The organism is Desulfonatronum lacustre DSM 10312 (assembly GCF_000519265.1).
GTDB lineage: Bacteria > Desulfobacterota > Desulfovibrionia > Desulfovibrionales > Desulfonatronaceae > Desulfonatronum > Desulfonatronum lacustre.
Genome location: NZ_KI912608.1, coordinates 1,982,413 through 1,997,732, shown reverse-complemented (window position 1 = coordinate 1,997,732; position 15,320 = coordinate 1,982,413). Strand labels below are relative to the sequence as shown.

11 protein-coding genes are annotated in these 15,320 nt (G+C 59.2%); 8 read left to right on the top strand and 3 right to left on the bottom strand.

Annotation, left to right across the window (positions count from 1 at the left end):
- Positions 1-19: 19 nt before the first annotated feature.
- Positions 20-2,230 carry a LytS/YhcK type 5TM receptor domain-containing protein gene (locus DESLA_RS21715; protein ID WP_051434546.1) on the bottom strand — a complete coding sequence of 737 codons (2,211 nt, stop codon included), beginning with the start codon at positions 2,228-2,230 and terminating at the stop codon, positions 20-22.
- A 72-nt stretch (positions 2,231-2,302) separates the two neighbouring features.
- The gene (locus DESLA_RS21710; RefSeq protein WP_051434545.1) at positions 2,303-5,011 is read right to left on the bottom strand and encodes a PAS domain-containing hybrid sensor histidine kinase/response regulator; all 2,709 of its coding nucleotides are present in this window, start codon (positions 5,009-5,011) and stop codon (positions 2,303-2,305) included.
- Between the two features lie 497 nt (positions 5,012-5,508).
- On the opposite strand from DESLA_RS21710, the gene DESLA_RS21705 reads away from it, so the two are divergent.
- The 8 genes from DESLA_RS21705 (at position 5,509) to DESLA_RS19695 (ending at position 14,271) form a co-directional block, all read left to right on the top strand.
- Complete coding sequence (locus tag DESLA_RS21705; RefSeq protein WP_051434544.1) at positions 5,509-8,454, top strand: PAS domain S-box protein; 2,946 nt, start codon at positions 5,509-5,511, stop codon at positions 8,452-8,454.
- Between the two features lie 158 nt (positions 8,455-8,612).
- Positions 8,613-10,634 (top strand): ATP-binding protein, encoded by a 2,022-nt coding sequence (locus tag DESLA_RS21700; protein WP_169732614.1) that lies wholly within the window; start codon positions 8,613-8,615, stop codon positions 10,632-10,634.
- A 3-nt stretch (positions 10,635-10,637) separates the two neighbouring features.
- Positions 10,638-11,174 (top strand): DUF4416 family protein, encoded by a 537-nt coding sequence (locus DESLA_RS0109360; protein WP_028572248.1) that lies wholly within the window; start codon positions 10,638-10,640, stop codon positions 11,172-11,174.
- 312 nt (positions 11,175-11,486) lie between these two features.
- The gene (gene hisB, locus DESLA_RS0109355) at positions 11,487-12,074 is read left to right on the top strand and encodes an imidazoleglycerol-phosphate dehydratase HisB (RefSeq protein WP_028572247.1); all 588 of its coding nucleotides are present in this window, start codon (positions 11,487-11,489) and stop codon (positions 12,072-12,074) included.
- A gap of 1 nt (position 12,075) precedes the next feature.
- Positions 12,076-12,726: a hypothetical protein gene (locus DESLA_RS19700; RefSeq protein ID WP_035262886.1), complete on the top strand. Its 651-nt coding sequence runs from the start codon at positions 12,076-12,078 to the stop codon at positions 12,724-12,726.
- On the top strand, positions 12,723-13,487 hold the full coding sequence (hisA, locus tag DESLA_RS0109345) for a 1-(5-phosphoribosyl)-5-[(5-phosphoribosylamino)methylideneamino]imidazole-4-carboxamide isomerase (RefSeq protein WP_028572246.1): 765 nt from the start codon (positions 12,723-12,725) through the stop codon (positions 13,485-13,487). The genes DESLA_RS19700 and hisA overlap by 4 nt, the downstream gene beginning before the upstream one ends.
- On the top strand, positions 13,484-13,681 hold the full coding sequence (locus tag DESLA_RS0109340) for a heavy-metal-associated domain-containing protein (RefSeq protein ID WP_028572245.1): 198 nt from the start codon (positions 13,484-13,486) through the stop codon (positions 13,679-13,681). Before hisA ends, DESLA_RS0109340 begins: the two co-directional genes overlap by 4 nt.
- 308 nt (positions 13,682-13,989) lie before the next feature.
- Positions 13,990-14,271 (top strand): ComEA family DNA-binding protein, encoded by a 282-nt coding sequence (locus tag DESLA_RS19695; RefSeq protein WP_051434542.1) that lies wholly within the window; start codon positions 13,990-13,992, stop codon positions 14,269-14,271.
- Between the two features lie 109 nt (positions 14,272-14,380).
- Here the strand turns inward: DESLA_RS19695 and DESLA_RS0109325 are convergent, their stop codons facing one another.
- Positions 14,381-15,304 carry a manganese-dependent inorganic pyrophosphatase gene (locus tag DESLA_RS0109325; protein WP_028572244.1) on the bottom strand — a complete coding sequence of 308 codons (924 nt, stop codon included), beginning with the start codon at positions 15,302-15,304 and terminating at the stop codon, positions 14,381-14,383.
- Positions 15,305-15,320: the final 16 nt, after the last annotated feature.

Below are 15,320 nucleotides of genomic sequence, written 5' to 3'. Positions count from 1 at the left end.
AAGACGCATGTCTGGTTGGTTAATGAGTCTGACCTCTGTCTTTCGGCAACCGTTCCAGAATCTTCCGCAAATCCTCCATCCTCACCGGCTTGGCCAAGTAATCGTCCATCCCGGCGGCCAGGAACTTTTCCTTGTCTCCAACCATGGCGTAGGCGGTCAGGGCGATGATGGGAATGCGTCGGGAAGGCTGAGGGCTGAAACTTGAAACCTGAGGGGCGGAGTGCTGATCTTTGACTACTGAGTCCTGTTTTTCGGTCTCAGCCGCGCGGATGCGCCGGGTCGCTTCCAGGCCGTCCATCACCGGCATCTGGATGTCCATCAGGATGACGTCGAATTCTTGGTCATTGAGCAGTTCCAGGACCTGTCTGCCGTTTTCGGCGAGGGTGACCTGGTGTCCGGCGATTTTCAATTGTTCCTGGGTGGGAAACGCATTGGACGGATCGTCCTCGGCCAGAAGAATGCGTAAGCCGGTTGGAGCGGAAGCGGGAGGCCGCGGGGAGTCCTTGCTGGTCACGGCGTCGCTTGGGAGCTTGAAGTACAGGGCGAAGTATGCCGAAGTGCCTTCACCTTCCCGGCTTTCCACGCAGAGATGCCCATCCATGAGTTCGATCAATCGCTTGATGATGGCCAGTCCCAGCCCGGCTCCCTGGTGCCTGCGGGTGTAGGAGCCGTCCACCTGCGTAAACGGCTGGAAAAGTTCCTGCAGCTTGTTCTCAGGGATGCCGATGCCCGTGTCGGTCACGGTGAAGAGGATGCGAACGGCTTCGGGTTTCCAGGAGCGGATCGGGACCATTTCCACGGTGATTTTTCCGGCATCGCTGAATTTCAAGGCATTGCCGACGAGGTTGAAGAGAATTTGCCGGACACGGGCTTCGTCGCCGACCAGGCGCGGCGGAATGGCGGGGTCAAGAGTGCACTCCAGGGCGATGCCCTTGCTTTGGGCCGTGACGGTGAACAGGCCGGTGATGGAGTCTTGGAGTTCTTCCAGGCTGAATGTCGATTCATGGATCTCCATCTTGCCCGCTTCGACCCGTGACAGGTCGAGAATGTCGGACAGCAGCGTGGTCAGACGCTGGGCGGAACCGGTGGCCAGCTGAATGAAGCGGTGTTGCTTGTCGTCCAGTTTGGTGGTGTTCAGAAGTTGCAGCATGCCCATGACGCCGTTGATCGGAGTGCGGATTTCGTGGCTCATATTGGCCAGGAATTCGGATTTGGCCTGGTTGGCGGCTTCGGCCTGTTCCTTGGCCAGGAGCAAGGCGTGTTCATGCTTTCTTTGGTCCGTGACGTCCTGCACCGCCGAGAGAATGAAGTTTTCGCCTTTGATCTCCGTAATCAAGCCTTGCAGACGGACCGGCACCCGGTGGCCGTCCGCGTGCATATATTCTTTCTCGATTGGCCCGTACCGCCCGGTTTCGGCGAGAGATCGCAGTTGAGCCTGCTCCAGGGGCGCATACTCCTCCGGCGTAATATCCCAGTACGTCAGAGAGAACGTCTCCTCGACAGTGCGGCCGATGATCCGCGCATAGGCGGGATTGACGTCCACGAGGCTCCCGTCCATACGACAAAGCGCCAATCCGACGGGGGATTCGTCGAACAGGGTCCGGCTGTATTTCCTTTCATCCCGCACCTGTTCCTCGGACTGCTCGTGGACCAGACGCCGGACCATCAGGCTGCCGAGCAGGGCGGTGGCCATGGGATAGATCAGCATCACCGGCACGGCGATGTTGGAAAAGACCTGGAACGCGACATCCCTGGGCAGGAAAACCGTCATGATGAGCATGCCGATGTGGACGACGATTCCGAAGGCGAGGAGTTCGAGCCATGGGGTTGTTTCCAGCTGCTTTTTTCGCGCATATCGCCAGACGAGACCGATGATCCCCGAGGCCAGGATTACCGAAACGCCCATCCAGACGCCCGAACCGCCTTGATACAGGCGCAAGGCGGCCGTCATGACCATGGTCGCCGCCACGGGAATGGCCCCGAAAAACAGGCCGGTTATGCTGATCAGGACCGACCTCGTATCGAACATCACGCCGGGAAGCATGGTCCACGGGGTCAGCATGACCACCATGCCGATGCCTCCGAGAAGCAGCCCGACAAAGACCTTCTGGAGCAAAAAGAGTTCCCCGCTCCGCCACCTGGACGCGAAAATGTCGAAAAGCAGTGCCGTGGCCAGCAACAGCGCGGCGTTCTGCGCCAAGGCGACTATGGCTGAAGACAATGGTTCCATGCTGGTCTCCAAACAAAACGATGCGTTGCGTTAAGATCATGAGCCGTGATGTTGTGGTAGCCACGGCTCGGTTCAGGCCGGTCGCCCAATGATCTTTTCCAAGGCTTTTTCCAGGTCTTTCATCAGCACCGGTTTGGCCAGGTAGTCGTTCATCCCGGCTTCCAGAAAATTCTCCCGGTCTCCGGTCATGGCATAGGCGGTCAGGGCGATGATGGGGATGTCTTTCTTGGGACCGAGGTCGGTGGATGAGCGGATGGCCCCGGTGGCTTGGATGCCGTTCATCACCGGCATCTGGATGTCCATCAGAATGACGTCGAAATCCAGAGACTTGAGCAGGTCGAGAGCTTGTTGCCCATCCTCGGCCAGAGTAACGATATGCCCGGATTTTTCAAGCAAAAGGCGGGTGGGCAGAGCATTGGACGGATCGTCTTCGGCCAGCAAAATGCGCAAGCCGGGCGAGACGGAAGTGGGCGACGTCGGAGCTTCCCGGGTCGCGGCGTCATCGGGGAGCCTGAAGTACAGGGCGAAGTGGACCGAGGTACCTTCACCTTCGCGGCTTTCCACGCAAAGGTGCCCGTCCATGAGTTCAACCAGCCGCTTGACAATGGCCAGCCCCAGCCCGGCACCTTGGTGTTTTCGGGTGTAGGAGCCATCGACTTGCGTGAACGGCTGGAAAAGGTCCTTCAGCTTGTTCTTGGGTATGCCGATGCCCGTGTCGGTCACGGAGAAGAGGATGCGAACGGCTTCGGGTTTCCAGGACCGGATCGGGACCATTTCCACGGTGATTTTCCCAGAATCGCTGAATTTCAGCGCATTGCCGACGAGGTTGAAGAGAATTTGCCGGACCCGGGCTTCGTCGCCGACCAGGCGCGGCGGGATGGCGGGATCAACGGTGCACTCCAGGGCGATGCCCTTGCTTTGGGCCGTGACGGTGAACAGGCCGGTGATGGAGTCTTGGAGTTCGTCCAGGCGGAATGTCGACTCATGGATCTCCATCTTGCGCGCTTCGACCCGTGACAGGTCGAGAATGTCGGACAGCAGCCTGGTCAAACGCTCGGCGGAACCGGTGGCCAGCTGAATGTAGCGGTGTTGCTTGGCATCCAGTTTGGTGGTCTTCAGAAGTTGCAGCATGCCCATGATGCCGTTGATCGGAGTGCGGATTTCGTGGCTCATGTTGGCCAGGAATTCGCTCTTGGCCCGGTTGGCGGCTTCAGCCTGTTCCTTGGCAGTAAGCAACGCCTCCTCCGCCAGATACCGAGAGGTGACGTCCTGGTTTACGATGATGGCTGCTTCGATCTTACCATTCTCGTCCAGCACCGGAGCGGTATAGTTGAGGATGATCTTCTTTTTTCCGTCAAAGGCGTCGATCTCCAGGAGTTCGTCGACAATGGTCTCGCCACTGTTCACGGTGCGCGCCAAGGCCCAGTCGTTCGGCGCGATCTCTTCTCCGGAGGGCAGACGTCTGGCCTTGAAAACGCCGTACTTCTCCTGATCAACGTGGGGCTCCGCCCCCCAGATGGCCACGCCGGCCGGGTTGCCCTGCATGAGCTTTCCGTTTTTATCCGCGATCCATAGACCGATGGGCAGGATTTCAAAGACCTTTCTGAACAGGTTTTCGCTTCGACGCAGCGTCTCGGCCGCTTTCTTGCGCTCCGTGACGTCGATTCCAATGCCGATTCGGGTACCATCATCCAGCCGGATGTTCGACCATTCCGAAACCACGGGCTCGTCGGATTTCGTCCGAACCGTGAACTCCTTCCATTCCACGGTGGCTTTTTCCATATACTCCCGGGCATTCCGGCGATAAACCGGATCGGGGTATGCTTTTTCCATCAGATCGATATTCTTCACTTCCTCTGTTCGCCAGCCGATTTTCTTTTCAAATTCTTTGTTCAGATAAAGAATTTGGGCACCTGGATCGTAGCGGGTGATCATCACGGGAATATTGTCGATGATGGCTTTCAACGCGGCTTTTTCATTTCGTAAACGCTCTTCACTCTTTTTTCGCTCCGTAATGTCGCGGCAGACGCAAAAGACGAGCTTTTTCCCGTTGATAACGGCTCCGTTCGTACTGATTTCGACTTCGTAGAACGATCCGTCCTTGCGCCGGTGACGTGTTTCGAAATGATCTCCAGCGAAATCGACATCCTGAATCATCTTCTGGAGTTGCTCGCGCGTCCATTGGGTGTCCCAATCCCATGCGTGGAGTTGGAGGACCTCTTCCGGGGTATGCCCAAGCATCTCGGCAAAGCGCTTGTTCGTTTCATGGACGCCGCCGTCCCGGTTCAACACGACGATTCCATCCCTGGATTGATCGACCAGAATGCGCCGCCGGACTTGCTCGTTTTTCAACGCCTCTTCGGCCTGCTTCCGCTGGGAAATGTCCGTAATGAATCCCTGATAAGCCCTGATCCGTCCATCCCGATCTCGCAGAACGCGGGCGCTTCTGCTCACCCACAGCATTGTCCCGTTCTTGCGAAGCATTCGAATTTCCTGGTCGAGCACCTCACCTTCCGCCTCCAGGACCGCCTTGAATTCTTCTCTGTCTCGCGGATCGACATAGAGTTGCGCGGCGATGTCGGTGATTGAGTCGAGCAGGTCACGCGGCGTCTCAAATCCAAACATTTTTGCCGCCGCGGGGTTGGCAGCAAGGAATCGCCCCTTGGGAGTGGAAGTGAAAATGCCGATGGGCGCGTTCTCGAAGACGTCCTGAAGGCTGGAGCCTGGGTCTGGCCCGGAGTCTGGGGCTCTGTCGTCTTTGAAAGGGAACGTCTCGGACATGGACGGCTCCTGTGTTGAAGGATGGATGCGCTTGGCGGACAGAGGAGATAAACATGCCGGGAGAAGCAGGTCGGAATCAAGACACTCAGTAGGAAGGCATGGTTTTCGTCGTTTCGAGCAGGCCCCCGAAGCACCAATGAAATCGTTGGGCGAACTGGACTTTTTCGTGTCAGTTTAGGCAAGAGAAGGCAAAAACATCAACTCCTATTTTCAGGTCAAGAAGGTGCCGGAAGACTTCTGTTCGCGGTGATCCGTTTATGTAGGCATTCACTGTAGGATGGGTTGTATGGGGAAACACCAGAAACGATCACGAGGCTCGGCCTGATTTCTTGTTGCTGAAATTCGACTTGTTTGCCAGATTTTTGCTCGTCATTGGCCGGTTTTTCAGATAGCTTGAGATCGTGCCGATTCCTTTATCTTTCGTAAGGCATGGGCGAGTTGCAAAGCGATGACGATATGAACCTGGTTCACCGAGACACAAAGAAAAGGCTCATGTTATGACCACACTCCAGGATCAAAGCTCTGAGATTCGGGTTTGTTTCGTTGCGAACAGGCAGGGAACCGGCGGTTCGATTTCCGGGCTGCCGGGGACATGCCTGCTGGTATTGTTTTTGATGTTGCTCGCCGTGCCGTCGTTTTCTCATGAGCTCGAAGGGGAAGACAGGCATTCGCTGGCCGATCAGCTTTTGGCCACCATCCTCCAGACCGCGCCCACGGGCATCGGGATGGTGGAAAACCGGGTGATCGTCAGTGTCAACGACTATGTTTTGGAGCTGACCGGCTACAGCCGGGAGGAGCTGATCGGCCAGAGCGCGCGGATGCTCTACCCCACGCAGGAGGACTACGACTACGTTGGGCGGGAAAAATATCGTCAAATCTCCCAAAAGGGTACGGGGTCCGTGGAAACCCGCTGGCTGCGCAAGGACGGGGCCGTCCTGGACGTCATCCTTTCCTCGACTCCCCTGGACCCGGAGGACCTGTCCGCCGGAGTGACCTTCACCGTGTTGGACATCACGGATCGTAAGCAGTCCGAGGAGCGGTTCGCCAAGGCCTTTCACTCCAGTCCGGCGCCGCTGGTCATCTCAGAGATCGAAACCGGGTTGTTTCTGGACGTCAATGAACGCTGGAACGAGATGCTCGGGTATGCCAGAGAGGAAATGATCGGACGGACTTCCAAGGAGGTCGGCATCTGGGCCGATCCCGCGGACCGGGACCGCATCGTGGCCAAGATAGCGGAGCAAGGGTTCTTCAAGGACGAGCCGATCCAGTTCATGACCAAGGATGGAGAGGCCAGGTACGCCTTGTGGTCCGCCGAGGTCGTGCTGTTGAACGGACACCGGGTGATGCTGTCCCTGATCCTTGACGAAACCGAGCGCAAGCTGGCCGAGGCGGCCTTGTCCACCCGGACCCGTCTTTTTCTGGGCGTCCTGACGGCCTTCTCCGCCGTGCTCCTGGTGCTGGTCGTGCAAATGGCCTGGAATATCCGCCAGCGGGAAAAGATGACTCGGGACCTGCAGGCCAGTGAGGAGAACCTCGCCACCACCCTGCATTCCATCGGCGACGGCGTGATCGCCACGGACGCCCGAGGTCTGGTGACCAATATGAATCAGGTCGCGGAAAAGCTTTGCGGCTGGTCTTTGGCTGAAGCCAAAGGCAAGTCGTTGAACGAAGTGTTTCGCATCGTCGACGCCCGGACCCGGAAGGTCATGGAAAATCCCGTACATCAAGTGATTCAGTCCGGCCGGATCGTGGGTCTGGCCAACCACACCCTGCTGCTCTCCAGGGATGGCGAGGAATACCAGATCGCCGACAGCGCGGCCCCCATCCGCGACCGCCAAGGCACGATAACCGGCGTGGTGCTGGTGTTCCGTGACGTGACCGAGGAGTATGCCGTGGAGGAGCGGTTGCGGCAAAGCGAGCAACGTTTTCAGGCGTTCATGGATGAGACCCCGGTGTACGCTTACATTAAGGACGAGAGTCTCGCCCATGTGTACAGAAACAGGCGGGTTGCGAAATTGGTGAACGTCTCGGCCGGTCAAGCCGGCGGGGATTCGGCGCGGGCGCTTTTCGATCCGGCGACCGCCGATTTGCTCGAGGAGGCGGACAGGCGGATTCTCTCCGGTGAACAGGATAGAATCGAGCTGGAATATCTGGCTCACATCGGAGGAGAACAACGCTGGTTGAATGACGTCAAGTTCGCCTTGATCCTGGCCGACGGCCGGAGAGCGGTGGGCGGATTGGCCTACGACGTCTCCGAGCGCAAGCAGGCCGAGGCGGAGCGGGAAAAAATGCAGGCCCAGTTGTTCCAGGCGCAGAAGATGGAATCCGTGGGCATTCTTGCCGGAGGCGTGGCCCACGATTTCAACAACCTGCTCCAGGCCATGGGCGGCAATATCGAGCTGTTGCTTGCGGGCAAGTCCGACGACCATCCTGACGTCGACCGCCTGAAGGCCGCGCTGCATTCCATCCAGCGGGCCGCCCAGTTGGTCAGGCAATTGCTTCTGTTCAGTCGCAAGGAGGGATCATGTCGGGTACCGGTGGACCTGAACCGGGAAGTGGAAGGCGTGGCGGACATGCTGCGGCGGACCATCCCCAAGATGGTCGCCGTGGAAACGCGTCTTGATCCCGGGCTTTGGCCGCTCTTGGCCGATCCCGTACAGATCGAACAGGTGCTGCTCAACCTGGCGAACAACTCGGTGGACGCCATGCCGGACGGAGGAATGTTTCGCATCGAAACCGGCAACGTGGTTTTGGACGAAGGCTTTGTCCGGATGCATCCCGGCTCCGATCTCGGCCGCCACGTGCTGTTGACCGTCATGGATACGGGCCGCGGCATGGACAAGGAAACACTGATTCACATTTTTGATCCCTTTTACACCACCAAGACCGTGGGCAAGGGTACCGGGCTGGGACTGGCCTCGGTGTACGGCATCGTCAAGAGCCACGGCGGCTACATCCAATGCTACAGCGAACCAGGGCAGGGGACCGTGTTCAGAATCTACCTGCCCGCGGCGGACGGACATGCGCCGGAAGAGGAGACGGAGCGGAACAGCCCGTTGGCCACGGGCCATGGCCAGGGAGAAACCATTCTGGTGGTGGACGACGAGCCGGAAATCCGTGAATTGACCCGTGAGGCCTTGGAGGCTTTGGGGTTCAAGGTGAAAAGCGCGGTCAGCGGGGAAGAGGCCCTGGAAACATACCGCCGGGAGGGCGAGGGAATCGATTTGGTGCTGCTGGATCTGAACATGCCCGGCATGGGCGGGCACAGATGCCTGCAAGAACTGCTGCGCGCCGACCCGCTGGTCAAGGTGGTGATCGCCAGCGGCTACTCATCGGAAGGGCACGGTCGACAATCCCTGTCCGCCGGCGCCAAGGGCTTTATCGGCAAGCCGTATCAATTGCGGGATTTGGAGGCCGTGATTCGGGAGGTTTTGGAGCGGTGAGATTTCGATTTGGATGGACGAGGCGGTGAGTCCGTCATCCGGGCGGCAAGGTGACGACAAGATATCGACGTGTCCGCGTCGGAAAGCCAGGGGTTGCGATGAACGTGTCAATTATGCATGACATCAGCCGTGCGAGCGTGAGGTCGTCCGGAACGGCGTTGAAACGGATTATGGTGCTGGTCGCGGTGGTCCTGTTGGCCGTGCTCGTGTTCCCCGTGCCGGGCGACGGCATCGCGAGCGGGCGGCCCATCGTCGTCAGCGGCGACGACAACTATCCTCCGTTCGCCTTTCTTGATCAGGACGGCGCTCCCGCCGGATTCATGCTCGACCTGACCCGGGCCGTTGCCCAGGCGATGGAGATGGACCTGGAAATCCGTCTGGATCCTTGGCCGGTGGTTCGCGAACAACTGATCCAGGGCGACATCGACGTGATCCAGGGCATGCTTTACTCCCCGGGACGGGATGCGACCCATGATTTCAGCCCTCCGGTCGCGGTCATTCATTACGTGGCCGTGGTGCGCAAGGGCGAAGTCGACCCGCCGAGGGATTTGGCCGATTTGGCCGGGATGCGTCTCGTGGTCCAGCGCGGCGACATCATGCACGATTACGTCGTGGACCATGGTTTGGAAGGCCAGGCCGCGGTTGTCGATTCCTTGCGGGACGTGCTGCGCGAACTGGCCCGGGGGCGGCACGAGGTGGCCCTGTTGCCCAGGCTTTCCGCGATGTACTGGATTGAAAAGGATGGTTGGAACAACCTGCTCGTGGGCCGTCATTCGTTGTTTTCCGCGGGTTTTTGCTATGCCGTGCTCAAGGGGCGGGACGATCTTCTGGCCCTTTTCAGCGAAGGCTTGCAGGTGCTCAGGGACAACAACGAATACCGTCGGATCTATGAAAAATGGATGGGGGTCTACGAAGAGGGTCCGCACTCGTTTCTCGACTTCGCGCGGTATTTCGGGATGGTGCTGCTGCCGTTGGTCGTGCTGCTGCTCGTCGCGCTGTTGTGGTCCTGGGCCTTGCGGCGGCAGGTCCGGTTGCGGACGCGCCAGCTTGCGGCCAGCGAGCAGAAGTACCGGGCATTTTTCGAAAACAGCCTGGACGCGATCCTGTTGACCACGCCCCAGGGCGGGATTCTCGCGGCCAATCCCGCGGCGTGCGCCATGTTCGGGCGAACGGAGGAGGAGATCATCCAGGCGGGCCGCCGCGGGCTGGTGGACATGTCGGACCCCCGGCTTCCGGAGTTGCTGGAACAGCGATGCGCCCACGGGAAGGCGTTGGGTGAATTGACCTTCACCCGCAAGGACGGTTCCCGGTTCCCCGCGGAGGTCAGTTCGTCCGCTTTCCGGGACTGCGAAGGCCGCGACGTGACCAGCATGATCATCCGCGACGCCACCGAGCGCAGGCAGGCCGAACGGGATCTGCTTCAGGCCAAGGAGCAGGCCGAGGCCGCCAACAAGGCCAAGAGTGAGTTTCTGGCCAACATGAGCCATGAAATCCGCACGCCCTTGAACGGCATCATGGGACTGATGCAGCTCTTGCAGGCCACGACCCTGGACGCGGATCAGCAAAAATACGTGCAGATGGTCTTCACCTCGGCCAACCGCCTGACCCGTCTGCTTTCGGACATTCTGGACCTGTCCATGATCGAGGCCGGGAAACTGTCGATTTATGAGGCCGAGTTTTCGGTCAGGGACCTGGGAAATTCCGTCATGGAGCTGTTCACGGTGCAGGCCCGGGACAAGGGCGTGGACCTGAAATGCACCTTGGACCCGGCCCTGCCCCCGCGGGTCGTCGGGGACGAGGCCCGGATTCGGCAGGTGCTGTTCAATCTGATGGGCAACGCCCTGAAGTTCACGGATCGCGGCGAGGTCCGGGTGGACATGACGCCCCTGGCTCCGGTCCGGGGAGAAGACGTCCGGATATTGTTCACCGTCTCGGACACCGGGATCGGCATTCCCGACGACAAGCTCGGCGGGCTGTTCAGGCCCTTTGTCCAGGTGGACGGCTCCTACACCCGCAAACACCAAGGCGCGGGCCTGGGGCTGGCCATCGTCAAACGGATCGTGGACCTGCTGCAAGGCCACGCCTTCGTGGAAAGCGTCGTGGGCGAGGGAACCACGGTGTACGTGGTTTTGCCGTTCAAACTGTCTGATGATGTGGTGGCATCACCGAAACGAGCCTGAACCATGAGCATTCCCAAAGAACCTCTTCCGGCCCTGATGGTCTTGTCCCTGTTCAGCGCCCGGTGGGACGTTTTTTGGCCGGACCTACGATCCGAGCTGGAGGCGTATCTCGGGCCGCTGGAAACCGTGGGGAAGCCGTTGCCGTTCACGGAAACGACGTATTACCAGGCGGAGTTCGGAGCGCCGTTGGAGCGTCGGTTGCTCGGGTTCGCCCAGGTCGTGGGGCAGGATCGGTTGCGGGAGATCAAGTTGTGGGCCCATGAACTGGAACAGCGTCATGTCCGGGACGGCAAGCGGTTGTTCAATCTGGACCCGGGACTGCTGACCCAGGAGCGGTTCGTGCTGGCCACGGGCAAGAACTTCACCCACCGCATTTATCTCGGCCAGGGCGTCTTCGCCGACCTGACCCTGATTTTTCAGGCCGGGAAGTGGCGCTCCCTGCCCTGGACCTTCCGGGACTACGCCGATCCGGCCCTGCAAGCCCAATTGACCGTACTGCGCCATGGCTACCGGGTGAAGCTGGGCGTTTGTACCGACTGATAGGGCCGGGACATTCTCGTAAGAGATTTGTGTTCTTTAGAAATATTTGTAATTTCAAGTAATTGAATTGCAAGGTGTTCAGGGGAAGCCCGCAAGGGTGGGGCAGCAATCATCGAAGTCGAAATCGCTATCGAAATCGGAACATTACCAGAAATCGATTTCGATCGCGATTTCTATTTCGATACCGACCCAAGAACGCCTGTGGTTCGAGAACAAGATTGCCTTGGACGTTCCCGACGGTTGCATTGACAGCGGTCGTCTTCCGGGAGAAAATGTCCTTTTTGCATCAAAACGCAAGGCGGGACACGGTATATGCACGAGATTCGCAAAGCCGCGACGGAGCGGACGACCAAGGAAACATCCATCAAGCTGGAACTGGTCCTGGACGGTTCCGGGGCGACCCACATCCAGACCGGCGTCGGGTTCGCCGACCACATGCTGCATCTGTTGGCTTTTTGGGCGGACTTCGACCTGAATCTGACCTGCGCCGGGGACCTGCATATCGACGCGCACCACAGCCTGGAAGACGTGGGCCTGACCCTGGGCAAGGCCCTCTCGGACGCCCTGGGGGACAAGGCCGGGATCGTCCGGCTGGGCTCATCGGTGGTTCCCATGGACGAGGCCTTGGTGGAAGTCGTGGTGGATCTCTCGGGCAGGCCGTATCTCGTGTACGACGACGAGCCGCTGCCTGCTCTGATCGCCGGAGAGGAAAAGGACGTCTGGCGGGAATTCTTCAAGTCCCTGACCCAGGAGGCCCGGATGAACCTGCATGTTCAGTATCGCTACGGCCGCAACGGCCACCATCTCGTGGAAGGGGCGTTCAAGGCCCTTGGCATGTCCCTGCGCCAGGCTGTTTCCAGGACCCGTACCGGTGTGCCGAGCACCAAAGGAAGTTGCTGATATGACGAGTCGTTTTTCGTTGATTCCGTATCTGTGCTGCATGATTCTGCTTCTGGCCGGATGCGCTCCCAAGCCCGCCGGGACGCCGCTGCCCTCCCAGGCCACGTTGGGAGTGGCCGGGTTTCACCAGCCCCATCAGGGGTGGCAGATGCTCTCCAGCACCCGTGCGGACAAATCGGTCACGCTGTCGCCTGATTTGCTGGAAGAACTGGACGGCATGCTGTCCGAGCTGCTGCGGGCCAAAGAGGATCGTCCTTTTCTGGGGACCGAGGGCACCAGGCAATGCCAGGAGCTGATTCTGTCCAAAATGGGAGGGGAGCAGGCCGGTGTTTCCGGGTTGCGCTACTGGATGGATGTCGGCCGGTGCGTCCAGACCGACTATCTCCTGATTCCCCAGGTGCTGGAGTGGAAGGAACGTGAAGGCGGCGAGTGGGGCGTGACCGAGCCGGGCATGGTCGTATTGGAACTGACCCTGCTGGATGTTCAGAACCAGTTCGTCGCCGGGCGGTTTCAGTATGACGAGCGGCAACGCTCGTTGAGCGAGGATCTGTTGCAGGCCGGCAGGTTTTTTCGCCGGGGCGGAAAATGGCTGCCCGCCAAGGAACTGGTCCGCGACGGGCTGCGTGAAGGACTGCGGGAGATGGGTTTATGATTCTTTTTCCCGCCGTTGATATCAAGAACGGACAATGCGTCAGGCTGCGCCAGGGCCGGGCGGACGACGTCACGGTCTTTTCCCCGGACCCCGCGGCCATGGCCCGGCACTGGGCGGACCTGGGCGCGGCCTGGCTGCATCTGGTGGACCTGGACGGCGCGTTTGACGGTCTGCCGGTGAACTTCGAGCTGATCAAGCGGATTTGCGCCGAGGTCTCGATCCCGGTGCAGCTTGGCGGCGGGATTCGCGACCTGACCACCGCGAAACGCTACCTGGAAGCCGGGGTCCGGCGGCTGATCATCGGCACCATGGCCCTGGAAGAGCCGGAAGCCTTCGGGGAACTCTGCGCGGCCTTGCCCGGACGGATCGGCGTGTCCCTGGACGCCGTGGACGGGGTGCTGAAGACCAAGGGCTGGGTGGCGGACAGCGGTCTGACCGTGGATCAGGTTCTGCCCCGACTTGAAGAGCAGGGCGCGGCCTTTATCATCTATACGGACATCAGCCGGGACGGGATGCACAGCGGCGTAAACCTCCCGGCCATGGAGCAGCTGGTCCGGAGCACCGACATCCCGGTCATCGCCGCGGGCGGGGTGACCAAATTGGTAGACGTTCAGACCCTGTTCCCGCTGTCAGGTCAAGGCCTGGAAGGGATCATCACCGGTCGGGCCATCTATGAGGGCACCCTGGATTTCCCGGAAGCCCTGGCCTGGATCGCGGGCCGGGAAACAAGTGACGCAAGCGCACGAGGAGGAACAAAATGACGACGATCAAGGTGACGGGGATGTCCTGCCAGCACTGCGTGAATGCGGTGACCAAGGCGCTGAGTGGTATCGAGGGGATTCAGGATATTCAGGTTTTTCTGGACAAGGGTGAGGCCCGGTTTAGTGAAACCAAGCCGGTTTCCAAGGAGGCCATCCGGGAGGCACTGAAGAAGGCCGGGCACGACCTGGGATAAAATGTCAGGGGCGATCGAAATCGGAATCGAAATCGGAATCGGAATCGGAATCGGAATCGGAATTGAAAAATGCATCACCCCGTGATTGGGCCATCTTCTTGGACATGACGTTCGATTTCGATCGCTATTTCGATTTCGATACCGATTTCAGATAGCGGGTGAGGTGTTGAGAACAAATTTTTCCTGGGTAAAAATGTTACCATGCGTTGCATTTTTCGCTGGTTGTCGGTAACGAAAAATGCAAACGGTCATCGGGTGATTGTCGCCCACGGCCCTTTGTCTCACATCTTCAAAGGAGGTAATGACGTATGCAGCGTGTTTTCAAGGGCGTTCTCGGCGTTTGGCTCGTCGCCATGGTTTTTTGCCTGGCGGTGAACGTTTCTACTGTCGAGGCGCAGCCCAAGGTGAACATCAATGAGGCTCCGGTCGAATTGTTGCAGACATTGCCGGGAATTGGCCCCGCTCTGGCGCAGCGCATTATTGAATATCGCGAGCAGACCCCTTTTGAAGCTCCTGAAGACATTATGAACGTGAGCGGCATCGGAGAGGCGACATTCGAGAAGTTGAAGGACCTCATCACCATTGAATGATTTTTTGATCGGTGTGCCTCGCGCATCGCAAGCTGCGAGAGGTTTGAAAAAAAAGCCCGGGCAATGATCCATTGCCCGGGCTTTTTGGTGCGTTTCAGCGTGGTCGCGATCAGCCGGCAAAAGCCTTTTCGAAGTTCGGCACGACCTGCTTCTTACGGCTCATCACGCCGTCCAGCCAGACTTTGTGGCCTTCGGGGGCTTTGCCGAAGGCCTTCTGGACAACGGAAGGATCGTCCGATGCGATGAGCATTTCCGAGCCTTCCTTCATGATGTCGGTGAGCAGCAGGAAGACGCTGTGGTTGCCCTTTTCGGCCTTGACCTTCTGGATGTCCTCGTACAGGGCGTCCTTGACGCCGTCCAGCAGGGACAGGTCCACGACCTCCAACTGGCCGATGCCGACCTTGGTGCCGCTCATGTTGAAGTCCTTGTAGTCCCGGAAGACCAGTTCCCGGATTGGGGTGCCTTCAACGGCGGACTTGACCTTGAACATTTCCAGGCCCAGGGCCTTACTGTCGGCCACGCCGGCGATCTTGGCCAGAGCGTCCGCGGCTTCGACGTCCTTGGGTGTACAGGTGGCGGACTTGAAGATGACCGTGTCGCTGACAATGGCGCAGAGCATGATTCCGGCGATGCTTTTGGGAATTTCCACGCCGTGGAAATCGTACATGGCCTTGATCACGGTACAGGTGCAGCCCACCGGCCAGATCCAGGCTTCAATGGGATTGGGGGTGGTGACGTCGCCCAGCTTGTGGTGGTCCACGACGCCCAGAATTTCGGCCTTGCCCAGGTTGTCCAGGCTTTGGGCGAGATCGGAGTGGTCGACCAGAAAGATCTGCTTGCCTTCGGCGTCCGTGACGATTTCCGGAGCACCGACGCCGAACTTGTCCAGCACGAACTTGGTTTCCGGATTGAGTTCGCCCTGAGCTGCCGGCTTGGCTTCCACGCCGAGCTTGCTCTTCAGATCGGCCAAGGCGATCGCCGCGCAAACCGAGTCGCTATCGGGACTCTTGTGTCCTACAACATAAACAGCCATTCATGACCTCCTCTTG

Excerpts from the sequence above, each read along its gene's own strand:
- DESLA_RS21705 (WP_051434544.1), top strand. The coding sequence starts at position 5,509 with ATGACCACACTCCAGGATCAAAGCTCTGAGATTCGGGTTTGTTTCGTT.
- DESLA_RS0109360 (WP_028572248.1), top strand. The coding sequence starts at position 10,638 with ATGAGCATTCCCAAAGAACCTCTTCCGGCCCTGATGGTCTTGTCCCTG.
- hisB (WP_028572247.1), top strand. The coding sequence starts at position 11,487 with ATGCACGAGATTCGCAAAGCCGCGACGGAGCGGACGACCAAGGAAACA.
- DESLA_RS21715 (WP_051434546.1), bottom strand. The coding sequence starts at position 2,230 with ATGGAACCATTGTCTTCAGCCATAGTCGCCTTGGCGCAGAACGCCGCG.
- DESLA_RS21710 (WP_051434545.1), bottom strand. The coding sequence starts at position 5,011 with ATGTCCGAGACGTTCCCTTTCAAAGACGACAGAGCCCCAGACTCCGGG.
- hisA (WP_028572246.1), top strand. The coding sequence starts at position 12,723 with ATGATTCTTTTTCCCGCCGTTGATATCAAGAACGGACAATGCGTCAGG.
- DESLA_RS0109325 (WP_028572244.1), bottom strand. The coding sequence starts at position 15,304 with ATGGCTGTTTATGTTGTAGGACACAAGAGTCCCGATAGCGACTCGGTT.
- DESLA_RS19695 (WP_051434542.1), top strand. The coding sequence starts at position 13,990 with ATGCAGCGTGTTTTCAAGGGCGTTCTCGGCGTTTGGCTCGTCGCCATG.
- DESLA_RS19700 (WP_035262886.1), top strand. The coding sequence starts at position 12,076 with ATGACGAGTCGTTTTTCGTTGATTCCGTATCTGTGCTGCATGATTCTG.
- DESLA_RS0109340 (WP_028572245.1), top strand. The coding sequence starts at position 13,484 with ATGACGACGATCAAGGTGACGGGGATGTCCTGCCAGCACTGCGTGAAT.